Raw genomic sequence first — 24,035 nt, 5'->3', positions numbered from 1 at the left:
GGAGACAGCCAGTTTACCAGCACCCTGTCTGTCAACTTCCACTTCCCCAAGATCCCGCGAAGAACCTAAAAAAAGCCCGCAGGATGCGGGCTTTTGCAGAGCAGAAAAGCAGGGGGATCACTGCGCCTTGGGGGCCTCGTCGGCAGGCGCGGCATCGGCCTCGCTGGCAGGAGCGACCGGCGCCGGACCCGGCACCAGATCCACCGCCGGCTTGGCGATGAGGGAGCGGGTCTCTTCTACCGCTTCGGTCAGCTTCACCTCGATGATCTGGCCGAGCTCGTAGACCACCTCGGTCTTGTCCAGATAGACGCGGCCGTTGTCCCAGTTGCACTCCAGCCGATCCTTGTTGTCGAGGATATGGCGGGCGGGCATGAACACCACGGCGCCGTTCTCCTGCAGGCGCAGCTTGAGGCCGGCACGCATCACGTCGATGATCTCGGCGTTGAACACCTGATCGGTGCCGGCGGCCGCCTTCAGATAGCGCACATAGAGCCAGTCGCCGATGTCGCGCTCCACCATGCGGTGCAGGCGACGGCAGGCGGTCAGGTGCTCGGTGAGCTCCAGGCTCGGGCGCTCGCCCGGGGTCTTGCCGGCGATGACGGCCTTGAGCAGGCGATGGTTGACCATGTCGCCGTATTTGCGGATCGGTGACGTCCAGGTGGCGTAGGCATCCAGACCCAGGCCGTAGTGGGCACCCGGCTCGGCCGACATCAGGGCATAGCTCTGGAAGCGGCGGATCTTGCCGTCCAGCCAGCGGGTATCCAGGCTGTCGATCCAGCGGCGCAGGGCGCAGAAGCCGGTCAGGCTGGCGATCTCTTCCTTCTCGAACGGGGCCTCGGCGCTCTTGAGCAGGTCGATGGCGCCATCGAGGGATTCCTCGTCAAAGCCAGTGTGGACGTTGAAGATGCCGTAGCCGACGGTCTTGCCCAGCACGCGGCCGGCGCAGATGTTGGCGGCGATCATCGACTCTTCCACCATGCGGTTGGCGATGCGGCGCGGCTCGACGTGGATGGCCAGCACTTCGCCATTCTCGCCCAGTTCGAAGTCGTAGTCCGGGCGGTCCGGGAACACCAGGGCGTGCTCGGTGCGCCACTTGATGCGGGCCTCCGTCATCGCCTTCATCAGGGGCAGCTGGGCCAGGACGCCGGCGTCGATGGCCAGCTCTTTGCCGTGCTCGGCCCAGTCGGAGACGTCGTCATAGCTGAGGCGGGCGTGGGAGTTGATGCGGGCGGCGAAGAACTCGGTCTCCTCCAGCAGCAGGCCGTCTTCGGCGATCAGCAGGCGGGCGCACAGGGTGTTGCGCTCCTCGCCCTCTTTCAGGGAGCAGAGCTCGTCGGAGAGGGTGCGCGGGATCATGGGCACGTTGCGGCCCGGCATGTAGACGGTGAAGGCGCGCTGGGCGGCTTCCTTGTCCAGCTCGCTCCCTTCGGCCACATAGGCGGTCGGGTCGGCGATGGCGACCAGCAGCTCCCAGCCGTTGTCCAGCTTGGTGATGGCCAGGGCATCGTCCATGTCCTTGGTCTTGGCGCCGTCGATGGTGAAGAAGGGAACCTGGGTCAGGTCGCGGCGGGGCAGCTCTTCCTCTTCGATCACCTTCCACTCCGGCAGATCCGCCGGCTCGACCTGGGCCAGGTTGTGGCGCGCCAGCACCACCCACCAGGGCACGTTGTGGTCTTCCTGGGTGGCGATGAGCTGGGTGATTTCGGCAGAGAAGTTGCCGTCGGCCAGGGCGTGGCGCTTGAGGGTCGCGACCACCCAGTCCCCTTCCTTGAAGGATTTTTCGTCCAGACCCTTCTTGGCGCGGGCCTTGATGGCGTCCTTGATGAGGGGGTGATCAGGTACCACGTTGAGGCGGTCGCGGAACATCTTGACGCGGCCGACGAAGCGGGTGACCGCCTGCTCCAGCAGGGCATCCGGCTCGGCCACTTCCTTCTCTTTTTCGGTACGGATCAGGGCGCTCACCCGGTCGCCGTGCATCACCTTCTTCATATAGGGAGGCGGCACGAAATAGCTGGTCTTCTCATCGACCTCCAGGAAGCCGAAGCCCCGATCGGAGGCGCGGATCACACCCTCTTTCTTGGGGATGTTTTCGCGGATTTGTTGTTTGAGCTGGGCCAGCAGCGGATTGTCTTGGAACATAAATGGGGAACCTGAGTGGAGACCTGATGGTTAATCGCCCAGCACTATACGTTTTTACCCCTCCAAAGCCAAGGTGAATGGCCCCCTCAGCGCGGTTGCAGTGCCTGGCGTCCCTGCTGGATGAGGCGTTGGGAGATCTGCTTGTGCAGCCCCCGCTCCAGCACCCAGCGGTGCCAGTAGAGTCGCTCGACCAGGTGGTGCTCCGGGCTGAGATCGAGCAGGCGCCCCTCGGCAAGTTGCTGACGGATCTGCAGTTCAGGGATGAGACAGCAGGCCAGCCCCTGCTCGGCCATGGCGACGAAGGCCTCGGACGAGCGCACCGTGTGGCAGGGGTAGCCCCCGGGGGGGAGCGCGAAGTGGCGGGCCATGTAGCTCACGTGCATGTCGTCCCGCTGATCGAAGGCCACCGCCGGCGCCTTGGCGAGCGCGTCTGGGGTGAGGCCTTGGGGGAAGTGGCGGGCGACGAAGGCGGGGCTGGCGGTCAGCAGGTAGCGCATCTCGCCGAGTTCGTCAACGCAGCAGCCCGCGAGCGGCTGGGGTTGCAGGCTGACGGCGCCGAACGCCTGCCCCTCGCGGACCCGATCCAGGGTGCGGCTCTCGTCGTCCACCAGGAGATTCAGCTCGATGGGGTGCAGCTCCAGCAGCGGCGCCAGGGCGGGCAGGAACCAGGTAGCCAGGCTGTCGGCATTGACGGCGATGCTGACCCGGATGGGGGCCCTGGGCTCGTCGGGGGAGAGCTCGCCGGCCAGCTCCAGCTCCAGCTGGCGCACCTGGCGATAGTGTGCCAGCAGCTTCTGGCCGAGCCCCGTGGCCTGCAGCGGCTGGCTGCGGATGATGAGCGGCTCCGCAAACTGCTGCTCCAGCTGCTTGATGCGCTGGGAGATGGCGGACTGGGTGATGTGCAAGCGCTGGGCGGCACGCTCGAAGTTTTGCTCCCGGATCACCGCGTCCAGGGCCAGCAGCAGCTTGTAGTCCAGCGTCTTCATCAGCATTCCTTATGAAAAAAGGGAGTTCAGCAAGAATGCTACTCAAGGGAGCGCCAGAGGACAACCTGACCGCCCCCATGAAGGGGGCCCGTGTCCGGGGCCGCCCCTGTGAGATGTGACAGTAGTCCTGACATGAGATTTATAAGATACTCACTCGGTCCGTTTTTGCATGGGGTGGAAACGGACCATAGCGAGCGTCTTGAATCCCGGGCCGGTCCCGGGACTTTTTTTGCTCAGATGACGGCGAGCAGAGCATCCCCCGCCGGCCGGTAATGGCCCTGCAGGGGGCGATGGACGGCGCGGTCGAAACGCTCGTCCAGGTGGAAGCGGATGCCGACCCCGCGCACGGCCCCCAGATCCACCGCCTGGCGATGGCCGAGGCGCTCGATGGGCAGGCCGAGGCGACGGAGATGCGCTCCACCGGCAAGCTGACCACGGCCACTAGCTCGCGGATCCCCTGCTCCCTGGCGAAGGCCAGCACCTCGCGGAAGATGACGCAGGTGAGTTCGCTGATGCCGTTCTCCAGGCGAGGGGCCCGGTCGGCGTCGATGGCGAGGCGGGTCAGCTCCCACACGTCGTTGCCGCGCGGCGGGGCTTCGCCAGCGAGGGCGGTGGGGAAGATGCTGGGCAGCATGTAATCCTGGGCGCAGCTGAGCAGGCAGATGCAGCCGCACAGCCCCTGCTTGTCTTCAATCAGCACCCAGTGGGTGTCGGGCTTGTCGAAGTTGTCCCGCTCCAGGCCACGGCGGGATTCCACGTCCCAACCGAGTCGATCGGAGAAGACGCGGTTGCGAAATCGGTAGAGCTCGTTTTCGACCTCCCATCTGGGGTGTTCTTTCAATTTTCCTTTGAAAACAAGTATTCATGTCTCTCCATTTCATGGTTAGGCGCTATAATCCAAGGCCTTGGCCAGGGGAGGCTTGCCTATGACACGCGACCAACTGCTTGAGTACCTGGAACATTTCACGCTGGTGACCGATGGCAACCGGTTGTCCGAGCTCATCGGCCGCTTCACCCTGGGAATGGGTTACGACTACTACCGCTTCGCCCTCATCCTGCCCATGTCGATGCAAAGGCCCAAGGTGGTGCTGTTCAACCAGTGCCCCGACTCCTGGGTACAGGCCTACACCCTGAACAACATGCTGGCCTGCGATCCCATCATCCAGCTCGCCCGCAGGCAGACCCTGCCCATCTACTGGAACCGGCTGGACGAGAAGGCGCGCTTCCTGCAAGAGGGGAGCATGGATGTGATGGGGCTGGCGGCGGAATTCGGGTTGCGCAACGGCATCTCGTTCCCGCTGCACGGGGCGGCGGGGGAGAACGGCATACTCTCTTTCATCACCCGGGAGCGGGCATCGAGTGATCTGATGCTGGAGTCCTCGCCCATCCTCTCCTGGATGTCCAACTACATCTTCGAGGCGGCGATCCGGATCGTGCGCCAGAGCATGAGGGAGGACGATCCCCAGGAGCCCCTGACGGAGCGGGAGACCGAGTGCCTGTTCTGGGCCAGCGAAGGGAAGACATCGGGGGAGATCGCCTGCATCCTCGGCATCACGGAGCGCACCGTGAACTACCACCTCAATCAGGTCACCCGCAAGACAGGGTCGATGAACCGCTACCAGGCCATTGCCAAGGGGGTGAGCAGCGGCATCCTGCTGCCGAACCTGGAGCAGGTGGTGGTCACCAACTTCCCCTCCCTGCTGCAGTGAATACAGGCCCGGCGGCACCGGCTCGTCGCCTGGCATCCCCTCTGTCGCCATCACCGCTGTCCTGCGCCGTCCCATCCTGCCGCCGATTCTCGGGGCGGGGCTGTGACCCCACAGTTGTCAGATCCTGCAATTGACAACCTTCTTTGTGTGGTTTCGGCCCGGTTTTCATCAGTTTTATGAATGCATCAGAAAATGAATGAATTTCTCTGATTACCCGCGCCCCCTTATAGTGCGTTTCTCTCTTTCACAGGAACGCATCCCCATGTTCGCCACCACCCTGCAAGGCTTTACCCTCGGCCTTGCCATGATCATCCCCATCGGGGCCCAGAATGCCTTCGTGCTGAGCCGGGGCATTCACCGCAATCACCACCTGCTGACGGCGACCCTCTGCTGCCTGTGCGACCTCGTGCTGATCGGCATCGGGGTGTTCGGCGGGGCCAACCTGCTGGCGGCCAGCCCGATCGGCCTGGCCCTGCTGACCTGGGGCGGCGTGCTCTTCCTCGGCTGGTTCGGTATCCGTTCCCTGCGCAGTGCCTGGCGCGGCCAGGAGGCGGCCCTGGCGGACTCGCCCCGGTTGATGGGGGTGAAGAGCGTGCTGGCCATGACCCTCGGAGTGACCCTGCTCAATCCCCACGTCTATCTGGATACCCTGATGCTGCTTGGCTCCTTCGGCAGCCAGTTTGCCGAGGAGCTCAGACCCGCCTTCGCGGCGGGGGCCATGCTGGCTTCTCTGGTCTGGTTCTACGGACTGGCGTTCGGGGCGGCCGCCCTCTCCCCCTGGCTTGCCCGGGGCCGGGTGCAGCAAGCCATTGATCTTGTTGTAGGTCTCATCATGCTGGTGCTGGCGGTCAAGCTGGCATTGGGTGCCATACCGGCCTCATGAGGCTATTTTTGTGCCGGGCTTCATAAAAATGAGTCCCGGTGCCATCTGCTGACATATTCGTCTGTTAAATTCCCGGCGCTGGTAAAGCGTTACTCATAATAAAAGGGAAAAAACAGTGAATAACACCATGAAGCTGGGGGCTATTGCCGCCATCGTGCTGCTGTCTGCTTGCAGCAACGAGAATGACAGCAAGGCGCAGCCGGGGACCGTCTCCCTGCGCCTGATCCAGACCTCCGACATCCACTCCAACGTGCTGGGGTACGACTACTACCAGAACAAGGAGGATCGCAAGTTCGGCCTCTCCCGTACCGCCCTGCTGATCCGCGCCGCCCGCGCCGAGAACCCCAACAACCTGCTGCTCGACAACGGTGACCTCATTCAGGGCACGCCGCTGGCGGACTACATCTTCGAGCAGTCCGGTGCCGGCTACCTCGAGAAGCAGGCGCACCCGGTGTTCAAGGCGATGAACGAGCTGGGCTACGACGCGGGCAACCTGGGCAACCACGAGTTCAACTACGGCCTGGACTACCTTGGCAAGGTGCTGGCGGGAGCCGACTTCCCCTATGTGAACGCCAACGTGTTCGAGGCGGGGGCCTTCAAGCGCGATGCCAAGGGACAGATTGACTGGAGCGGCAACAAGTTCACCCCCTATCTGTTGCTGGAGCGCGAGGTGACCGATGACAAGGGCCAGCGCCAGCGCGTCAAGGTGGGCATCCTGGGTCTGACCCCGCCCCAGGTGCTGCAATGGGACAAGCGCCATCTGGAGGGCAAGGTGGTGGTGGCCGACATGGTCGAGACCGCCAATCACTATGTGCCCGAGCTGCGCGCCAAGGGCGCCGACATCGTGGTGGTGGTGGCTCACACCGGCATCAATGCCAGCAGCTACGAGGCCATGATGGAGAACTCCGCCTGGCATCTGGCCAAGGTGAAGGGGGTGGATGCCCTGATGCTGGGCCACGCCCACAAGAACTTCCCCGGGGACTTCCCGGATCTGCCGGAGGTGGACAACCAGGCCGGTACCCTGAGCGGCATCCCCACCGTGATGCCCGGTTACTGGGGCAACCACCTCGGTATCATCGACCTCAAGCTGGAGCAGGTGGACGGCAAGTGGCAGGTGAAGCAGAGCCAGGCCAGCCTGCGCAAGATAGACGCCAGCGAGGGCAGTGCGGTGGATCAGCGGGTGGTGGACCTGGTGCAGGCGGATCACGACGCCACCAACCAGTGGCTGGACGAGCCGCTCGGCAAGATCACCTCCCCCATCCACAGCTTCTTCGCCCTGGTGCAGGACGACCCCTCGGTGCAGCTGGTGAGCGATGCCCAGCGCCGCCACGCGGAGCAGTTGCAACAAGACGGCCTGCTCAAGGAGTCCTACCCGATCCTCTCGGTGGCGGCCCCCTTCCGTGGCGGTCGCAACGGCATCAACGACTTTACCTACGTGGCCCAGGGTGACATCTCCCTGCGCAACGTCTCCGACCTTTACATCTATCCGAACACCCTGCAGGTGGTCGAGGTGAACGGGGCCACCGTCAAGGAGTGGCTGGAGATGAGCGCCGGCCAGTTCAACCAGATCGACACCGGCAAGACAGAGGTGCAGTGGCTGGTGAACGAGAGCTTCCCCACCTACAACTTCGATGTGATTGACGGGGTCAACTACGAGGTGGACATCACCCAGCCGGCCCGCTACAGCAAGGACGGGGTCAAGGTGAGCGACGGCCAGCGCATCAGCGGCCTCACCTTCAACGGCCAGCCCGTGGACCCGGCCCAGAAGTTCTACGTGGTGACCAACAACTACCGCGCCAGCGGCGGCGGCCACTTCCCGGGCATCGACGGCAGCAACATCGTCCATGAAGATCCCTTCGAGACGCGGGAGATCATCGCCCAGTACCTGAAGGCCCAGTCTGCGGACAACCCGGCTGGCTTCAGCCCGGCGGCCAACAACAACTGGCACATGAAGGCCCTGCCCGCCAACGTGGACGTGCGCCTCTACTCCTCGCCGACCGACGAGGCCAAGGCCCTGGCGGGGGCGGATCTGTCGTACCAGTCCACCCTGCCGATGGATGACGCCAAGCACCCCGGCTACGCCATCTACCGCCTGATCCGCCAGTAAGGCAGACGCTGGCAGCCAACAAAAAAACCCTCGCAGTGCGAGGGCTTTTTCATGGGGCGTGGTGCCATCCTGTCCTGTCGTCTGGACTTGCCCGGTCGACGGGGCGGGAGGGCATCAGTAGTAGCCGGGATCGTCCGGATTAGGGCGGGTCTTGAAGCGGCGGTGCAGCCACATGTACTGCTCCGGCGCCTTGCGCACGGCGGCTTCAATCTCGCGGTTGGCGCGGCTGGCATCCGCCATGTCGTCACCGCTCGGGTAGTCCGCGAGCGGGGCCCCGATATGCAGGGTGTAGCCCTCCCGGGTGCGGATGTTGTAGCAGGGCAGGGTGACGGTGTTCTTCACCCGGGCCAGGGTGGCGGTACCCGTGATGGTGGCGGCCTGCTCCACCGCGAAGTAGGGCACGAAGACGCTGGCATGGCTGCCGTAGTCGTGATCCGGTGCATACCAGAGGGCGTCGCCGTTGCGCAGCGCCTTGATCATCCCCTTCACGTCCATCCGGTCCACCAGGTATTTGTTGGAGGCGCAGCGACCGTGGTACTGGGCGTACTCCAGCACCGGATTGGTGTTGGGGCGATAGACGCCGACCCCGGGACGTACCAGGCCGAAGCAGCGGGCATTGAGCTCAAGGGTGAGGAAGTGGCAGGAGAGCAGCAGCATCCCCTGGCCCTTCTCCATGGCGTTGATGACGTGCTCTTCCCCTTCCACCTTCATCAGGCGGCGCATCCGCCAGTCTGGCCAGAACCAGGCCATGCCTACCTCGAAGATGGCGCAGCCCACGCTCTCGAAGTTCTGCACCAGGAGGGCTTCGCGCTCATCCCGGCTGAGCTCGGGCATCGCCAGCTCCAGGTTGCGTCGGGCAATCTTGACGCGGGATTTCAGCAGCTTGCGGGCCAGGGTGCCGAGCTGGCGGCCCAGCCACATCTGGCTGCGCCAGGGCAGCAACACCAGCAGCCAGAGCAGGGAGAGGCCCAGCCAGCTCCCCCAGTAACGGGGATGGAACAGACGGGGTTCGAGGCGGGGAGCGTGTTCTTGGGCCATGAAGAGTCTCTTGTTCGCAAAGGCAAAGGGGGGAGTCCGACCGAACCGGGGGGCCTGTGTGGGGTGGCCCGGCGCGGATGCGGTCACTCGCATGTCGAGGATTCTATCCGAAAAGCGGGGGCGGGCGCGAATCGCCGTCATCTGGTCAGAGGGGGCATCAGGGGGCAGGGCCGTGCTTTTTTCACGCCCCGGAAAAGAGTGTGATAAAATCGGCCGCTGAATTTTTCAGGTTTTGAGAGCCGATACAGATGAAAATCACCCTGCCCGAGTTTGAAAAAGCCCGCATCCTGGTCGTTGGCGATGTCATGTTGGATCGCTACTGGCATGGCCCTACCGGCCGGATCTCCCCCGAGGCACCGGTCCCCGTGGTCAAGGTCGAGCACATCGAGGAGCGTCCGGGTGGCGCCGCCAACGTGGCGCTCAACTCCGCCGCCCTCGGCGCCCAGGCCGTGCTGCTGGGCCTGACCGGTCAGGATGAAGCCGCCGATGCCCTCGCCAGCCAGATGGCTGGTGTCAAGGTGGCCTGTGATTTCGTGCGCCTGACCGACTATCCGACCATCACCAAGCTGCGGGTGCTGTCCCGCAACCAGCAACTGCTGCGCCTCGACTTCGAAGAGGCCTTCCACGACGTGGATGCCAGCCTGCTGATGGGCAAGGTGGAGCAGGCGCTGCCCCAGGCGGACGTGATGATCCTCTCCGACTACGGCAAGGGCGCCCTCAACGATGTGCCCGGCATGATCCGGCGTGCCCGCGCCGCCGGCATCCCCGTGCTGGTCGACCCCAAGGGGACCGATTTCGAGAAGTACCGCGGTGCCACCCTGCTGACCCCCAACATGTCCGAGTTCGAGGCCGTGGTGGGCAAGGTGAAGGGGGAAGAAGACCTGGTCGCCAGGGGGCTGGAGCTGGTCAAGCGCTTCGAGCTGGACGCCCTGTTGGTCACCCGTTCCGAGAACGGCATGACCCTGATCCGCGAAGGGCAGCCCGAGCTGCACCTGCCGGCCCAGGCCCACGAGGTCTATGACGTCACCGGTGCCGGTGACACCGTCATCTCCACCCTGGCGACTTCCCTTGCCGCAGGCAAGAGTCTGGATGAGGCCTGCGCCCTGGCCAACACCGCCGCCGGCATCGTGGTCGGCAAGTTGGGGACCTCCACGGTGAGCCCGGTGGAACTGGCCAACGCCCTCTACACCGAGCAGGAGACCGGCTTTGGCGTCATGTCCGAGGCCCAGCTCAAGGTGGCCGTCCAGGCCGCCCGTCTGCGCGGCGAGAAGGTGGTGATGACCAACGGCTGCTTCGACATTCTGCACGCGGGTCATGTCTCCTATCTGGCCAATGCGGGCAAGCTGGGGGACCGCCTGATCGTGGCGGTGAACACCGACGAGTCCGTGCGTCGCCTCAAGGGGCCGGGTCGCCCGGTCAACCCGACCGAGCGCCGTATGACTGTGCTGGCGGCCCTGGGTGCCGTGGACTGGGTGGTCCCCTTCAGCGAAGACACTCCCCAGCGTCTGATCGCCGAGATCCTGCCAGACCTCCTGGTCAAGGGGGGCGACTACAAGCCCGAAGAGATCGCCGGTTACGCCGAGGTGACCGCCAATGGCGGCGAGGTGCGGGTGCTGAACTTCGAGGACGGCTGCTCCACCACCGATATCATCAAGACCATCCGCGAGCGCGGATAAGCGTAAAACCCGGCCAAGGCCGGGTTTTTTGATGGGGCTGCCGGGTCGGTGACATGGCCGCTGCCTGGCAGGCCCCGACCAACGCACTTCCAGCGGCGAACAGAGATGAAAAAGGCGACCTAGGGGTCGCCTTTTCTCATGGTGTGCGCCTGGCTCAGGACTTCTTGGTGACCTGGGCGGCTGGCATCAGACCCTGGTTCACCTCTTCCAGATCCTTCTGCTCCAGGATGCCGGCGGCCTGCTTGAGGGAGAGGATGCTGAGGATGTAGTTGTAGCGGGCCTCGGAGAGCTTCTGCTTGGCCTGATACAGCTTGCGGGTGGAGTCCAGCACGTCGACGATGGTGCGGGTACCCACCTCGTAACCGGCCTCGGTCGCCTTCAGGGCGCTGTCGGCGGAGATGACGGACTGGCTGTAGGCGCGGACCGAGCCGATGCTGGCGTTCACGTTGTTGTAGGAGGAGCGGACCGTGCTCTGTACCGAGCGGAAGCTGCGTTCGAGCTGTTCGCTGGCAGCCACGTAGTTGAACTGTGCCTGCTTGACCTGGGAGGTGGTGGCCCCGCCGGTGTAGATGGGCAGCTTGAAGTTCAGGCCGATGTTGCCCTGATTGCTGTTGCTCTCGGGGTTGCGGATCTCGTCCTTGTAATCGTTGTAACCGGCGTTCAGGCCGGCGCCCAGATCCAGGGTCGGTTCATGACCGGTCTTGGCCAGATCGATCTGCTCCTTGGCGATGTCCTTGCCGATGCGGGCGCTGTGCAGCTCCAGGTTCTTGTCCAGGGCCAGTTCCAGCCACTTGTCGGAGTTGAACGCGGTCTTCTGCGGGCTGAAGCGATCGGTGTTGAGCACGTCCAGTTGACGGTGGTCGATACCGGTCAGCTCGCGCAGGCTCTCGTAGCTGTTGTCCAGGGTGTTCTCGGCATTGATCTCGTCCGCCAGCGCCTGATCGCGCTCGGCCTCGGCCTCGTGCACGTCGGTGATGGCGGTCAGGCCCACTTCGAAGCGCTGCTGGGTCTGTTCAAGCTGACGTTCGACCGCGGTCTTGTTGGCACGCACGAATTCCAGGGTATCCATGGCCTTGAGCACGTCGAAGTAGGCCTGGGCGGTACGCAGCATCAGGTTCTGGTACTCGAGGTTGTAGGCCACGTCGGACTGGGTGGCGCTCTTCTCGGTCAGATCCAGGTTGACCCAGTTGCTGCGACGGTAGATGGATTGATCCAGGGTCACGGAGCCGGTAGCGCCCGTGTTGGTCATGGTGTCGTTCTTGTTTTGCAGGTAGTTCAGGCCGGCGCCCAGGTTGATCTGGGGCAGCAGGGCTGCACGGGATTCGTTGATCTTCTCGAAGGCCTGGTCCCGCTTGGCCTTGGATTCCAGCAGCTGGGTGTCCTTGATCTGGGCCTGTTGGTAAATATCGAGCAGGTTTTCGGCATGAGCGGCGCCGCTCACACCCAGCATCACCATGACTGACAAGAGTGTTCTTTTCATATGATAGTTTTAACCTTTTGTATCAACCCAAAGCTGTCCGCTGGATGAAGGGGGGATTGTCACCGACCAAGCTTGATTTCAGCTTAACCACTCTACTATAAGCAGATTTCATTGCGAACTGTCTCTTTTCCAGCTGCGGAAACGTCAAGGTCCGGGGCGAGTTTTCTCGGCAACGCGCCTAGCCAAATGCCCTGTGGCTGCTAAAATCCTTCCCTCATCGTCGGCGAGAGCGAGTGAATGAATGTTCATTCATGCCCCCGAATATTATGGTCAAACCAAGCCAAGTCAAGCTGGCAGGAGTCTCGAATGTCACAGCAAGCCTTGCCTCAAACCTGCCACTACTCCAGCGATGATGTGAAAATCATTGAAAAATCAGCTGGATATAATGGCTTCTTCAAGGTGAATGTCTACCGCCTGCAACACAGGCTGTTTGCCGGTGGCTGGAACGCGCCCATCGTCCGGGAACTGTTCGAACGTGGCCATGCCGCCGCCCTGCTGCCTTATGATCCGGTGCGGGACGAGATCGTGCTGGTGGAGCAGTTTCGCATCGGCGCCATGGAGACCAGCGCCACCCCCTGGCTGCTGGAGCTGGTGGCCGGCATCATCGATGAAGGGGAGACCGCCGAGGCAGTGGTGCGGCGCGAAGCGGTAGAAGAGGCAGGGATCGAGGTGGGACGCTGCGAACACGCCATCAGCTATCTGGTGAGCCCGGGTGGCAGCACCGAGCGCATCGAGGTGTTCGTGGGCGAGGTGGATGCCAGTCAGGCCAAGGGGATCCACGGTCTGGCGGAAGAGGGGGAAGACATCCGGGTCCACGTGGTGAGCCGCGAGCAGGCCTATGCCTGGCTCAAAGAGGGGCGCATCGACAATGCCGCCTCCGTCATCGCCCTGCAGTGGCTGGCCCTGAATCACGGCGAGCTGCGGGCACGCTGGCTGGCGGGGCGCTGAGGTGACGCTCGTTCAGACCCGGGTCAGGTGCCCTGTGTCCGACTGGAACACTGTGCAGTGGGTCCACCCTTCATGGACCCTGATTGAGGGAGCCGCGACATGTCATTAGTCCAGAGCCCGATGAAGCGCTATGTGCCTGATTTGATGTCCTTGCAGCGTACCTGCGAGGTCAATTACATGGCGCTGATGAAACTGTTGCCGCCTGGCGGCAGCGTGGGTGCTGAGCGCCGCTATCAGGTCGGCAACGGCCTGCAGTTCCAGCTCACGGTGAACGAGGAGAGCCGCTTCACCAGCCAGGTGATCCTGGCCCAGCACAACCCCGAATTGCCGAGCTACTTGCAAGCCCGGATAGAGATTCGTTTGTATCATGATGTGCGAATGGCGGAAGTGTGTGCGGCGCAACAGATTTCAATGTTGCAACCACGTTATGATTATCCCAATCAAAAAATGCATCACAGGGATGAAAAGGAGCAGGTAAATCTATTCTTGGCCGATTGGTTGAGATTTTGTCTCAAACACGGCACCAGCCTGATTAACATCCTCTAGTCGAACCCATAAAAAAGAAGCGTGATTTTGGAAACAGAGCTACCTCAGGCGTCGGACGGCAGTGTGCGCCTGTTACAGATTACCGATACCCATCTCTTCGCCAGTGCCGAGGGGCGGCTGCTGGCCGTGCCCACGGCGCAGAGTCTGGCCGCCGTGCTGGAGCGGGTGCAGGCCAACGAGCACCCGTTCGATCTCATCCTCGCCACCGGGGATCTTTCCCAGGATCACAGCCCGGAGTCCTACCAGCGCTTCGCCTCCATGATGGCGCCCCTGGCTCGCCCCATCTACTGGTTGCCCGGCAACCACGACGACGGCCCCCTGATGACCGAATACCTCCATGCGGCCGGCATCAGCGAGGCCAAGCAGCTGGTAGGCGAGCACTGGCAGGTGATCCTGCTGGATACCCAGGTGCGCGGCAAACCCCACGGGGTGCTGGGGGATCACCAGCTGGCGGCCCTGGATCAGGCCCTGCGCCAGCATCCCGAGCGCCATGCCCTCATCGCCCTGCACCATCAGGCGGTGCCGGTGGGCTGCGCCTGGCTGGATCAGCACAACCTCAAGAATGCCGACGACCTGTTCGCCGTGCTGGCCCGCCACCCGCAGCAGAAGACCATCCTGTTCGGCCACGTCCATCAGGAGTTTGACGAGGTGCACCACGGAGTGCGGCTCATCGCCAGCCCCTCTACCTGCATCCAGTTCAAGCCGCTCTCCGACGGTTTCGCACTGGACGAATCCGGCCCGGGCTGGCGCTATCTCACCCTGCACCCGGATGGCCGGGTGGCGAGTCAGGTGTGGCGCCTGCCGCTGGGGCAGTTCGTGCCCGACCCCAATGCCACCGGTTACTGAGGCGTTGCCATGAAGCCCGTCCTGCTCTATCTGCACGGTTTCAATTCATCCCCCGGCTCGGCCAAGGCGCAGCAGATGGCGGCCTGGGTGGCAGAGAACAGGCCCGATATCGAGGTGGTGATCCCGGCCCAGCCCAACACCCCGGCGGCCGCCTGGCCTGCCATCGAGCAGGCCATCGCCGACCTGAAGGCCCGCCACGGCAGCGCCCTGCGACTGGGCGCCGTGGGCAGCTCCCTCGGTGGCTTTATGGCGACCCGGGTCAGCGAGCGATACGGTTGCCGCGCCGCCCTCATCAACCCGGCGGTGCGCCCCCACGAGCTGCTCTGCGACTACCTCGGCCCCCAGACCAACCCCTACAGCGGCGAACGCTATGAACTGTTGCCCGGACACATGGACGAGCTCAGAGCGCTGGCGGTGCCGGTGACTGCTCCCGAGCGGCTCTGGGTGCTGCAACAGCAGGAGGACGAGGTGCTCGACTATCGCAAGGCGCTGGACGAATACCGCTTTGCCCGTCTCTCCCTGGAGTGCGGCGGCGATCACGCCTTCACAGGCTTCGAGCGCTACCCCGCCCAGATCGTCCGTTTCCTCGGGTTCTAGCCGTGCAGCCGCCGTTGGCCGCCTTCCTCGAACAGGTGCTGGCCACGGCCCAGGCGGGGCTCACCTATTCCCGCGATCCCTTCGACATCGCCCGCTTCGAGGCGCTGCGAGCGGCCACGGTGACGCTCATCGCCAGCCAGAGCGAGCTGGCCCCCGACGCCATCGGCGACTGGATTGCCCTCGACAGCGGCTATCCCACCCCCAAGCTCGATGTGCGGGCCTTCATTCAGAACGATGCGGGCCATGTGCTGCTGGTGCAGGAGCGCAGTGACGGTTGCTGGACTCTGCCGGGGGGCTGGTGCGACATCGGCGATTCGCCTGCGGACGCCGTGGTGCGGGAAGTGAGCGAGGAGACCGGCCTCGCCTGTCGGGCGGTGCAACTGCTGGCCCTGTTCGACAAACTCAAGCATCCCCATCCCCCGCAGTTGCCCCATGCCCACAAGGCCTTCTTCCTGTGCGAGGTGACGGGGGGCGCTCTGCTTACCGACACCGATGAAACCAAAGGGGCGGGGTACTTCCCCATCGACGCCTTGCCCGAACTCTCCCGCCACCGGGTGGTGGCGTCCCAGTTGCGCACCCTGCATGACCATCTTTTACAAGGGCGGCGGGATACCCTGTTCGATTAACCGGTTCGCAGCCTGACACTGCGGCAAGGAGGCAGCATGATCACACGCATCGGCAATACCCCCATCCAGAAGAAACACAAGGCGAGCTGCCACTGCGGCGCCGTGGTGCTGGAGCTGACCCTGCCGGATGGCGTGGTGGATCCGCGCCGCTGCGACTGCTCCCTCTGCCGACGTCGGGGCGCCATCGTCGCCTCGGTGCCGCTCTCCGGCATCCGCATCCTGCAAGGGGAGGCGGCGCTTCGTTGCTACCAGTTCAACACCCGCACCGCGAAACACTACTTTTGCAGCGTCTGCGGCATCTACACCCATCACCAGCGCCGATCCAATCCGGCGGAATATGGCTACAACCTCGCCTGTCTGGAGGGGGTCAACCCGTTCGATCTGGGAGAGGTGCCGACCCGCGACGGGGTGCATCACCCGGCAGATACCGTAGCCGATTGAACGCGAGGTGACTGCCCGACGGGTGGCAGGGAGGACGGGCGAGGTGTTGCCGCGCCACTCCCGTGACGACGCCTCAGGGGGTCATCTGCCTGTGTAGCCCCCGCAATGGCTGTGTTAACCTTGCCCTGTCCGTCTCCCGGCGGACCCCGGCCTCTCTCTTCATTTCATCTCTGCCAACAGGGGGCACACCCGTGACGACTGCTTCAGCGCTGCCGGATCTGATCCTCGGGGCCTCGCTCTACTTTCCGCCCCTGTTCAAGGCCGTGCTGCTCGGCCTGCTGGGCTGGCTGCCGCTGCACCATCTGCTGCGGGACTGGCTCTACGGCGGCGAGGTCTGGCACCCCCTGCTGATGGATCTCTCCCTCTTCATCCTCGCCGTCAGCGGCGCCCTATGGATATTGCTACATGGCTAAATCACCCCTTGCGACCCTCAAATACTTCTCCACCCTGCTGGTCTTTGCCCTGGCGCTGGTGTCGCTCTGGTGGCTGTGGAACGACTACATGCAGGGGCCCTGGACCCGGGATGGCAAGGTGCGGGCCGAGCTGGTCAGCATCACGCCCCAGGTGTCGGGCAAGATCGTCAGGATAGGGGTCAAGGACAACCAGCTGGTGAAGGCGGGGGAGCTGCTCTTCACCCTGGATCCCGAGCCCTATCGCATCGCGCTGGACAACGCCAGCGCGGCCCTGGCCAAGGCCAGGTCGGATCTCGACAAGGCGGAGCACGAGGCGAACCGTCGCCAGAGCCTCTCCCGCACCGTCATCTCCGCCGAGGCGGTGGATGAGTCCAGGCTCAATGCCCAGGCGATGAAGGCGGCCTATGAGGTGGCCCAAGCCAATCTGGAGCAGGCCAGATGGTCCCTTGCCCGGACCGAGGTCCACGCCGCGAGCGACGGCTACATCACCAACCTGCAGGCCAGGGTCGGCAACTACGCCACCGCCGGGGTGCCCCTGGTGGCCCTGATAGACACCCACTCCTTCTATGTGCAGGGCTATTTCGAAGAGACCAAGCTCAGGCACATTGCCCCCGGCAAACCGGCCGAGGTGGTGCTCTACAGCGGGGATCGGGTACTCAGGGGGGAGGTGGAAAGCATAGGGCGCGCCATTCACGATCAGAGCCTGGAAGGCAGCGAGGGGCTGCTGCTCGACGTCAAGCCGAACGTGCCCTGGGTGCGCCTGGCCCAGCGGGTGCCGGTGCGGATCAGGCTGCTGGCGATTCCCCCGGATCTGGTCTTGATCGCGGGCACGACCTGTACCATCACCATAGGGGACTAGAGTGATCCTCTCGCTCTGGTGCCAGACCCCCTGGGGCAAGGCCAACGGCGGCCAGTGGCGCTACGCCCTGCGCAATGCCCTGGCCATGTGCCTGTCGCTCTGGCTGGCGTTCGTGCTGCAACTCGACTCTCCCTACTGGGCCATGACCTCCGCCGCCGTGGTGAGCTTTCCCACCGTGGGGGGCGTCATCAGCAAGAGCCTGGGGCGGGTGGTGGGCAGCCTCATCGGCGCCATGGCGGCGGTGATGATCACCGGCCTTGGCATCGGTGATCCCTGGCTCTTCAGCCTGCTTATCGCCCTCTGGCTGGGGGGTTGCACCTACATCTCCAACCACCATCAGAACAACGTCTCCTACGGTTTCGCCCTGGCGGGCTATACCGCCGCCATCATCGCCTTCTCCTGCGTCAACCTGACCGACCCGCAACATATCTTCGACATCGCCCAGGCCCGGGTGAGCGAGGTGATCGTCGGCATCCTCTGCGGCGGCCTGATGATGATGATCCTGCCGAGTTTCTCCGATGGCGAGACTCTGCTGGACTCCCTTGGCAAGAGCCAGACCCGGCTGCTGGAACATGCCCAACTGCTCTGGCTCGGGGAGACGGGCGCCGATGTGCGCACCGCCCACGAGGGGGTGATCGGTCAGATCCTCACCCTGAACGTGCTGCGCATCCAGGCCGTCTGGAGTCACCACCGCCTGCGCCGCCACAACCAGTTGCTGAACTATCTGCTCCATCGCCAGCTGAGGATGGTCAGCCTCATCTCGGGGCTGCGCCGCATGCTGCAACACTGGCCAGAGGACGCCGTCGACCCGGCCCCCATGCTGGCCGCCGTGCTGCGGGAGCTGGGACAGGGGGGCTGCGACAAGCTGCGCATTGCCCGCCTGATGGCGCCCTTCGTGGCCCGTTCGGGGGATGATTATCGCTGTCAGGCCTTCTGGCTGCGGCTGCGCCACTTCTGCTGGAGCTACCTGGAGTGTCAGCGCTGGCTGGAAAGGCTGGCCCGCCACGATGGCCAGGAGTGGCCGGCGCCGCCGCGCCACAGCTCTCTGACCAGCCACACCGACGGCCTGGAGGCGGCCTACAACGGGGGGCGTACCTTCCTCTGCGTGATGCTGGGCTGCACCTTCTGGAGCCACAGCCAGTGGGATGCGGGCGCTGCGGCCCTGACCCTGCTCGCCATCTGCTGCGTGCTCTATTCCGCCACCCCGGCCCCGGCGAAGGGGGCCCAGAACATGCTCAAGGCCATCGTGCTGCTCAGCTTTATCTGCTTCGGGGTCAAGTTCGGGCTGATGATCCGCATCGACGACTTCTGGATCTTCTGCGCCCTGCTGTTCCCCGCCCTCATCACCCTGCAACTGCTGAAATTGCAGCGACCCCAGGGGGCGGCGCTCTGGGGCCAGCTCATCGTGCTGCTCGGCTCCTTCCTCGCCATCACCAATCCGCCGAGCTACGACTACCTCGCCTTCGTCAACAGCAGCCTTGCTCAGGCATTGGGGGTGATGAGTGCCGGACTGGCGTTCCAGCTTCTGAGGCCCAGCTCGGATCGGCGCAAGAGCCGCCGCCTGATGCATCGTCTGCGGCGGGATTTCGTGGACCAGTTGGCCCCGGCCCCGCAGCAGAGCGAGGGGGAGTTTGAATCCCGGGTCTATCACGCGGTGAGCCAGCTCAGCCAGAGTCAGGATCAGGGGGCCCGGCTCTGGGTGCTGCGCTGGGGCGTGGTGCTGCTCAATTGCAGCCATATCGTCTGGCAGCTCAGGCTCTGGCGCAGCCGGGATCCGGCCCTCTATATGGTGCGGGACGGCTGTCTGCGCTGCCTGAAAGGCATTCTGACCGAAGGGGGCGTGCAGCACGAGACCCTGGGGCGCACCCTGGCGGAGCTGGGCCGCATCAGCCAGGGGCTGGGAGAACATGCAGACCCGGCGGCCCGGGCACTGGCGGGACTGGTGTGGCGACTCCACTGCTCCCTCTCCCAGCTTGTGCAGGCCCTGCCCGGGGAACCCGCCTGATCCCGGGCGGGGAGGCCGGAGCCCCTCTGGATCACCCTTTGCGAGCGCCCCATTTGTCCCGGGCCCTCCCAGCGAGTAAGATTCCCCCCAAACGTCAATTCGCAAGGCCCTCCATGTCCACTCAATACAATGCGGATGCCATTGAGGTCCTCAATGGCCTTGAACCGGTGCGTCGCCGCCCCGGCATGTACACCGACACCACCCGGCCCAATCACCTCGGCCAGGAGGTCATCGACAACAGCGTCGACGAGGCGCTGGCGGGTCACGCCCGCAATCTGGAGGTGATCCTGCACGAGGATCAGTCCCTCGAGGTGATCGACGACGGTCGCGGCATGCCGGTGGACATCCACCCGGAGGAAGGGGTCTCCGGCGTGGAGCTGATCCTCTGCAAGCTGCACGCGGGGGGCAAGTTCTCCAACAAGAACTATCAGTTCTCCGGTGGCTTGCACGGGGTGGGGATCTCCGTGGTGAACGCCCTCTCCGATCGGGTCGAGGTGACGGTGCGCCGCGACGGCCAGGTCTACGACATCGCCTTCGAGCGGGGCGAGAAAGTGTCTGATCTGACCATCACCGGCACCTGCGGACGCCGCAACACCGGCACCCGGGTGCGCTTCTGGCCAGAGGCGCGCTACTTCGATTCGCCGCGCTTCTCGGTCTCCAAGCTCGAGCACCTGCTCAAAGCCAAGGCCGTGCTCTGCCCGGGCCTCACCATCAAGTTCCTCGACAAGAACACCGGCATCAAGCTGGAGTGGTGCTACGAAGACGGCCTCAAGGATTACCTCATCGATGCGGTCAAGCAGTTCACCTGCCTGCCGGAGCAGCCCTTCGTCGGCTCTTTCAGCTCCGAGCAGTCGGCGGTGGACTGGGCCCTGTGCTGGTTGCCGGAAGGGGGCGAGTGCCTCGCCGAATCCTATGTGAACCTCATTCCCACCGCGCTCGGTGGCACCCATGTCAACGGCCTGCGCCAGGGGCTGCTCGACGCCATGCGCGAGTTCTGCGAGTTCCGCAACCTCTTGCCCCGCGGGGTCAAGCTGACCCCGGAAGACATCTGGGATCGCTGCGCCTACATCCTCTCCATCAAGATGCAGGACCCGCAGTTTGCAGGGCAGACCAAGGAGCGACTGTCGTCCCGCCAGAGCTCGGCCTTCGTGTCGGGCGTGGTGAAGGATGCCTTCAGCCTCTATCTGAACAGCAACACCGAGCTGGCCGAACAGCTGGCGGAGCTCTGTATCTCCAGCGCCCAGCGCCGGATGCGCGCCGCCAAGACGGTAGTGCGCAAGAAGATAACGCAAGGCCCGGCCCTGCCCGGCAAACTGACCGACTGCGGCTGCGCCGATCCCATGCAGGGGGAGCTCTTCCTGGTGGAGGGTGACTCCGCGGGCGGCAGTGCCAAGCAGGCGCGGGATCGCGAATTCCAGGCCATCATGCCGCTTCGCGGCAAGATCCTGAACACCTGGGAGGTGGAGGCCGGTCAGGTGCTCGCCTCGCAAGAAGTGCACGACATCTCGGTGGCCATCGGGCTCGACCCGGATTCCGACGACCTCAGTGGCCTGCGCTACGGCAAGGTGTGCATCCTGGCGGATGCCGACTCGGACGGTCTGCACATCGCCACCCTGCTCTGCGCCCTCTTTGTGAAGCACTTCCGCACGCTGGTGGAGAAGGGCTATGTCTATGTGGCCATGCCGCCCCTCTATCGTATCGACATCGGCAAGGAGGTCTTCTACGCCCTCGACGAGGACGAGAAGAACGGCGTGCTGCAACGGGTCGAAGCCGAGAAGAAGAAGGGCAAGGTGATGGTGACCCGATTCAAGGGGCTGGGTGAGATGAACCCCAAGCAGTTGCGAGAAACCACCATGGATCCCAACACCCGCCGTCTGGTGCAGCTCACCATGGGCGCGGAAGGGGGGGCAGAAGGGGAAGATGGGGACGAGACCCTGCAACTGATGGACATGCTGCTGGCCAAGAAGCGCGCCGGTGATCGCCGCGAATGGCTGGAAGAGAAGGGCAACCTCGCCATCATCTAAAGCGAGTCGCAAGTACCCCGGCCCTCCCCTTCGCAAGGGGAGGGGGCCAAGCCTCTCCTCCCCCTCATGGAGGGGGAGGTTGGGAGGGGGGCTTGTGATTCACCGTCGGCCCCCTGCCGACCCGCATTTCCGGCGTGCCCTCTGAGGGCGTGCCATAGCAAGAGAACAACCTTATGAGTGATGCTATCGAGCTCAGTCTGTTGGATGAAGTAGAGCGCCAACCAGCTCCCGAACCGAAAGAGATAATCACATGAGTGATGCCATCGAGCTCAGTCTGGACGGGGTAGAGCGCCAGCCAATGCGCACCTTTACCGAGCAGGCTTACTTGAACTACTCCATGTACGTCATCATGGATCGGGCCCTGCCGCATATCGGCGATGGCCTCAAGCCCGTGCAGCGGCGCATCATCTACGCCATGAGCGAGCTGGGTCTGTCGGCCCTCTCCAAGCACAAGAAGTCCGCCCGTACCGTGGGTGACGTGCTGGGTAAATATCACCCCCACGGCGACAGCGCCTGTTACGAAGCCATGGTGCTGATGGCCCAGCCCTTCTCCTACCGCTACCCGCTGGTGGACGGTCAGGGCAACTGGGGTGCGCCGGACGATCCCAAATCCTTCGCCGCCATGCGTTATACCGAGGCGCGGCTGTCGCGCTTCTCCGAACTGCTGCTCTCCGAGCTTGGCCAGGGTACGGTGGAGTGGACGCCGAACTTCGACGGCACCATGAAGGAGCCCGTGGTGCTACCCGCCCGCCTGCCCCACATCCTGCTCAACGGGGTGACCGGTATTGCGGTGGGGATGGCGACCGATATCCCGCCCCACAACGCGCGGGAAGTGGCCCACGCCTGCGTGGAGCTTTTGGATAACCCCAATGCCGGCCTGGATGCCCTGATGGCCCATGTGCAGGGGCCGGATTATCCGACCAACGCCGAGATCATCACGCCGCAGGGCGACATCCGCAAAATCTACGAGACCGGCAAGGGCTCCATCAAGCAGCGGGCGGTGTGGAGCGAGGAGGATGGCGACATCGTCATCACGGCGCTGCCCCATCAGGCCTCAGGCGCCAAGATCATGGAGCAGATCGCCGCCCAGATGGTGGCCAAGAAGCTGCCGATGGTGACCGATCTGCGGGATGAATCGGACCACGAAAACCCGACCCGTCTGGTGATAGTGCCGCGCTCCAACCGGGTGGATGTGGAGGGGCTGATGGCCCACCTGTTCGCCACCACGGATCTGGAGAAGAACTACCGGGTCAACCTCAACATCCTGGGTCTGGACAACCGTCCCCAGGTGAAAGACCTCAAGACCATCCTCACCGAGTGGCTGAGCTTCCGCCGTGAGACGGTGCGCCGCCGCCTGCAGTATCGCCTCGACAAGGTGCTGGCCCGCCTGCACATCCTCGAAGGTTTGCTCATCGCCTACCTCAACATCGACGAGGTGATCGAGATCATCCGCACCGAGGAGGAGCCGGGCCGGGTGATGATGGAGCGTTTCAACATCAGCGAGACCCAGGCCGAGGCAATCCTTGAGCTCAAACTGCGCCACCTGGCCAAGCTCGAAGAGTTCAAGCTGCGTGCCGAACAGAACGAACTGGCGGAAGAGCGCGACAAGCTGGAACTGATCCTGGGTTCCGAGCGCCGTCTCAGCACATTGCTCAAGAAAGAGATCCTGGCGGACGCCGAGAAGTACGGCGACGATCGCCGCACCCCGCTGGTGGAGCGCGCCACCGCCGTCGCCCTGACCGAGAAGGAGCTCACCCCGAGTGAGCCGGTCACCGTGATCCTCTCTGACAAGGGCTGGGTGCGTGCCGCCAAGGGCCACGACGTGGATGTGGCCGGCCTCTCCTACAAGGCGGGGGACGGTTATCTGGCCCACGCCCATGGCCGTAGCAACCAACAGGCGGTGTTCCTCTCCACCCTGGGACGTACCTACTCGCTGGAGGCGCACACTCTGCCCTCCGCCCGCAGTCAGGGCGAGCCGCTCACCGGCCGCTTCGCGCTGGGGGCAGGGGAAGAGGTGCGCCATCTGGTGATGGGCAACGAAGGCGAGCCGTACCTCATCTGTTCTGACGCCGGTTACGGCTTCGTCTGCAAGTACGATGACCTGATCGGTAAAAACAAGAACGGTAAGGCGCTGCTGACCGTGCCGGAAGGGGGCATCGTCATGGCGCCCCAGAAGATAGGCGCGCCGGACACGGATCTCTGCATGGCCATCTCCAACGAGGGTCGCATGCTGCTGTTCCCGCTCAATACCCTGCCGGTACTCGGCAAGGGCAAGGGCAACAAGCTCATCAGCATCCCCTCGGCTCGCGTGAAGGCGCGGGAGGAGTTTGTGGTGATGGCCGCCGTTATCCCGCAGGGCCAGTCGGTCACCCTGTTTGCCGGCAAGCGCAAGCTGACCCTGAAACCTTCGGATCTTGACTACTACCGCGGCGAGCGCGGCCGCCGCGGCGCCAAGCTGCCCCGCGGTTTGCAGCGGGTGGACAGGATAGAGATAGAAACCACCGCCGAGCCGGAAGTGAGAGAAGGTTCGGCTGAATTAGAAAAATAGAGTGGCGAAAGCCACTTTATTTTCAAATAACTCAGATGGATTTTTAAAAATAGAGAGTTGACATGGCAAAGCCCAAGGTATTCATTAGTTCGCGAATTCAACTTCGAAGTGCGACACTCGCCTATGCCGCCTGACAGTACTCTTCGAATACCTTGACAGGCTGC

The 24,035-nt window shown here is 63.9% G+C and carries 19 protein-coding genes and 1 pseudogene; 15 read left to right on the top strand and 5 right to left on the bottom strand.

Going from position 1 to position 24,035, the window contains the following annotated elements; translation table 11 throughout:
- Nucleotides 1–117 precede the first annotated feature (117 nt).
- The 3 genes and pseudogenes from PG887_RS17455 to PG887_RS17445 form a co-directional block, all read right to left on the bottom strand.
- Complete coding sequence (locus tag PG887_RS17455) at nt 118–2,139, bottom strand: exoribonuclease II (RefSeq protein ID WP_270822418.1); 2,022 nt, start codon at nt 2,137–2,139, stop codon at nt 118–120.
- Between the two features lie 86 nt (nt 2,140–2,225).
- A complete protein-coding gene (locus tag PG887_RS17450) occupies nt 2,226–3,125 on the bottom strand; it encodes a LysR family transcriptional regulator ArgP (RefSeq protein ID WP_270822417.1) in 900 nt (299 codons plus the stop codon).
- A 233-nt stretch (nt 3,126–3,358) separates the two neighbouring features.
- Nucleotides 3,359–3,987, bottom strand: a pseudogene (locus PG887_RS17445) (acyl-homoserine-lactone synthase).
- A gap of 64 nt (nt 3,988–4,051) precedes the next feature.
- Between PG887_RS17445 and PG887_RS17440 the strand changes: the two are divergent.
- From PG887_RS17440 to PG887_RS17430, 3 genes are all read left to right on the top strand, one after another.
- Nucleotides 4,052–4,834, top strand: coding sequence for a LuxR family transcriptional regulator (locus PG887_RS17440; protein WP_010672766.1), 783 nt, complete (start codon nt 4,052–4,054; stop codon nt 4,832–4,834).
- A gap of 262 nt (nt 4,835–5,096) precedes the next feature.
- Entirely contained in the window at nt 5,097–5,717 is a 621-nt protein-coding gene (gene lysE, locus PG887_RS17435; protein WP_041212291.1) for an L-lysine exporter, read from the top strand.
- 127 nt (nt 5,718–5,844) lie between these two features.
- Nucleotides 5,845–7,824: a bifunctional 2',3'-cyclic-nucleotide 2'-phosphodiesterase/3'-nucleotidase gene (locus PG887_RS17430; RefSeq protein WP_041214379.1), complete on the top strand. Its 1,980-nt coding sequence runs from the start codon at nt 5,845–5,847 to the stop codon at nt 7,822–7,824.
- Between the two features lie 114 nt (nt 7,825–7,938).
- On the opposite strand, the gene lpxL is transcribed toward PG887_RS17430, so the two are convergent.
- Nucleotides 7,939–8,862, bottom strand: coding sequence for an LpxL/LpxP family Kdo(2)-lipid IV(A) lauroyl/palmitoleoyl acyltransferase (gene lpxL / locus PG887_RS17425; RefSeq protein WP_010672769.1), 924 nt, complete (start codon nt 8,860–8,862; stop codon nt 7,939–7,941).
- Between the two features lie 248 nt (nt 8,863–9,110).
- On the opposite strand from lpxL, the gene hldE reads away from it, so the two are divergent.
- Nucleotides 9,111–10,538 carry a bifunctional D-glycero-beta-D-manno-heptose-7-phosphate kinase/D-glycero-beta-D-manno-heptose 1-phosphate adenylyltransferase HldE gene (hldE, locus tag PG887_RS17420; RefSeq protein ID WP_039039759.1) on the top strand — a complete coding sequence of 476 codons (1,428 nt, stop codon included), beginning with the start codon at nt 9,111–9,113 and terminating at the stop codon, nt 10,536–10,538.
- 154 nt (nt 10,539–10,692) lie between these two features.
- On the opposite strand, the gene tolC is transcribed toward hldE, so the two are convergent.
- A complete protein-coding gene (tolC, locus tag PG887_RS17415) occupies nt 10,693–12,018 on the bottom strand; it encodes an outer membrane channel protein TolC (RefSeq protein ID WP_029313618.1) in 1,326 nt (441 codons plus the stop codon).
- 306 nt (nt 12,019–12,324) lie between these two features.
- On the opposite strand from tolC, the gene nudF reads away from it, so the two are divergent.
- The 11 genes from nudF (at nt 12,325) to parC (ending at nt 23,871) form a co-directional block, all read left to right on the top strand.
- Nucleotides 12,325–12,966, top strand: a complete 642-nt coding sequence (gene nudF / locus PG887_RS17410; RefSeq protein WP_010672772.1) for an ADP-ribose diphosphatase — start codon at nt 12,325–12,327, stop codon at nt 12,964–12,966.
- A 99-nt stretch (nt 12,967–13,065) separates the two neighbouring features.
- Nucleotides 13,066–13,512: a DUF1249 domain-containing protein gene (locus PG887_RS17405; RefSeq protein WP_160838912.1), complete on the top strand. Its 447-nt coding sequence runs from the start codon at nt 13,066–13,068 to the stop codon at nt 13,510–13,512.
- A 27-nt stretch (nt 13,513–13,539) separates the two neighbouring features.
- Nucleotides 13,540–14,358, top strand: coding sequence for a 3',5'-cyclic-AMP phosphodiesterase (gene cpdA, locus PG887_RS17400; protein ID WP_270822415.1), 819 nt, complete (start codon nt 13,540–13,542; stop codon nt 14,356–14,358).
- A 9-nt stretch (nt 14,359–14,367) separates the two neighbouring features.
- Nucleotides 14,368–14,955: a YqiA/YcfP family alpha/beta fold hydrolase gene (locus PG887_RS17395; RefSeq protein ID WP_270822413.1), complete on the top strand. Its 588-nt coding sequence runs from the start codon at nt 14,368–14,370 to the stop codon at nt 14,953–14,955.
- A 2-nt stretch (nt 14,956–14,957) separates the two neighbouring features.
- Nucleotides 14,958–15,581 carry an NUDIX hydrolase gene (locus tag PG887_RS17390; RefSeq protein WP_104455187.1) on the top strand — a complete coding sequence of 208 codons (624 nt, stop codon included), beginning with the start codon at nt 14,958–14,960 and terminating at the stop codon, nt 15,579–15,581.
- 36 nt (nt 15,582–15,617) lie between these two features.
- Nucleotides 15,618–16,022: a GFA family protein gene (locus PG887_RS17385; RefSeq protein ID WP_069651984.1), complete on the top strand. Its 405-nt coding sequence runs from the start codon at nt 15,618–15,620 to the stop codon at nt 16,020–16,022.
- Between the two features lie 170 nt (nt 16,023–16,192).
- Nucleotides 16,193–16,435, top strand: a complete 243-nt coding sequence (locus tag PG887_RS17380) for a DUF1656 domain-containing protein (RefSeq protein WP_039039819.1) — start codon at nt 16,193–16,195, stop codon at nt 16,433–16,435.
- Nucleotides 16,428–17,294, top strand: a complete 867-nt coding sequence (locus PG887_RS17375; protein WP_010672778.1) for an efflux RND transporter periplasmic adaptor subunit — start codon at nt 16,428–16,430, stop codon at nt 17,292–17,294. The genes PG887_RS17380 and PG887_RS17375 overlap by 8 nt, the downstream gene beginning before the upstream one ends.
- 1 nt (nt 17,295) lies before the next feature.
- Nucleotides 17,296–19,299, top strand: a complete 2,004-nt coding sequence (locus PG887_RS17370; RefSeq protein WP_270822409.1) for an FUSC family protein — start codon at nt 17,296–17,298, stop codon at nt 19,297–19,299.
- Between the two features lie 113 nt (nt 19,300–19,412).
- Complete coding sequence (parE, locus tag PG887_RS17365) at nt 19,413–21,323, top strand: DNA topoisomerase IV subunit B (protein WP_270822408.1); 1,911 nt, start codon at nt 19,413–19,415, stop codon at nt 21,321–21,323.
- Nucleotides 21,324–21,573: 250 nt separating this feature from the next.
- On the top strand, nt 21,574–23,871 hold the full coding sequence (parC, locus tag PG887_RS17360) for a DNA topoisomerase IV subunit A (RefSeq protein ID WP_270822405.1): 2,298 nt from the start codon (nt 21,574–21,576) through the stop codon (nt 23,869–23,871).
- Nucleotides 23,872–24,035 lie beyond the last annotated feature (164 nt).

Origin of the sequence: Aeromonas sp. QDB14 (assembly GCF_027707845.1) — a bacterium.
GTDB classification, from domain to species: Bacteria; Pseudomonadota; Gammaproteobacteria; order Enterobacterales; family Aeromonadaceae; genus Aeromonas; species Aeromonas caviae.
Note: the sequence above shows the minus strand (reverse complement) of the source record. Positions and strands in the feature narration are given on the sequence as shown.

What these genes read in the sequence shown, in the direction of transcription:
- parC (WP_270822405.1), top strand. Translation starts at nt 21,574, where the DNA reads ATGAGTGATGCCATCGAGCTCAGTCTGGACGGGGTAGAGCGCCAGCCA.
- PG887_RS17450 (WP_270822417.1), bottom strand. Translation starts at nt 3,125, where the DNA reads ATGAAGACGCTGGACTACAAGCTGCTGCTGGCCCTGGACGCGGTGATC.
- PG887_RS17375 (WP_010672778.1), top strand. Translation starts at nt 16,428, where the DNA reads ATGGCTAAATCACCCCTTGCGACCCTCAAATACTTCTCCACCCTGCTG.
- PG887_RS17395 (WP_270822413.1), top strand. Translation starts at nt 14,368, where the DNA reads ATGAAGCCCGTCCTGCTCTATCTGCACGGTTTCAATTCATCCCCCGGC.
- parE (WP_270822408.1), top strand. Translation starts at nt 19,413, where the DNA reads ATGTCCACTCAATACAATGCGGATGCCATTGAGGTCCTCAATGGCCTT.
- PG887_RS17405 (WP_160838912.1), top strand. Translation starts at nt 13,066, where the DNA reads ATGTCATTAGTCCAGAGCCCGATGAAGCGCTATGTGCCTGATTTGATG.
- PG887_RS17455 (WP_270822418.1), bottom strand. Translation starts at nt 2,139, where the DNA reads ATGTTCCAAGACAATCCGCTGCTGGCCCAGCTCAAACAACAAATCCGC.
- tolC (WP_029313618.1), bottom strand. Translation starts at nt 12,018, where the DNA reads ATGAAAAGAACACTCTTGTCAGTCATGGTGATGCTGGGTGTGAGCGGC.
- PG887_RS17440 (WP_010672766.1), top strand. Translation starts at nt 4,052, where the DNA reads ATGACACGCGACCAACTGCTTGAGTACCTGGAACATTTCACGCTGGTG.
- lysE (WP_041212291.1), top strand. Translation starts at nt 5,097, where the DNA reads ATGTTCGCCACCACCCTGCAAGGCTTTACCCTCGGCCTTGCCATGATC.
- PG887_RS17430 (WP_041214379.1), top strand. Translation starts at nt 5,845, where the DNA reads ATGAAGCTGGGGGCTATTGCCGCCATCGTGCTGCTGTCTGCTTGCAGC.
- nudF (WP_010672772.1), top strand. Translation starts at nt 12,325, where the DNA reads ATGTCACAGCAAGCCTTGCCTCAAACCTGCCACTACTCCAGCGATGAT.
- lpxL (WP_010672769.1), bottom strand. Translation starts at nt 8,862, where the DNA reads ATGGCCCAAGAACACGCTCCCCGCCTCGAACCCCGTCTGTTCCATCCC.
- hldE (WP_039039759.1), top strand. Translation starts at nt 9,111, where the DNA reads ATGAAAATCACCCTGCCCGAGTTTGAAAAAGCCCGCATCCTGGTCGTT.
- PG887_RS17385 (WP_069651984.1), top strand. Translation starts at nt 15,618, where the DNA reads ATGATCACACGCATCGGCAATACCCCCATCCAGAAGAAACACAAGGCG.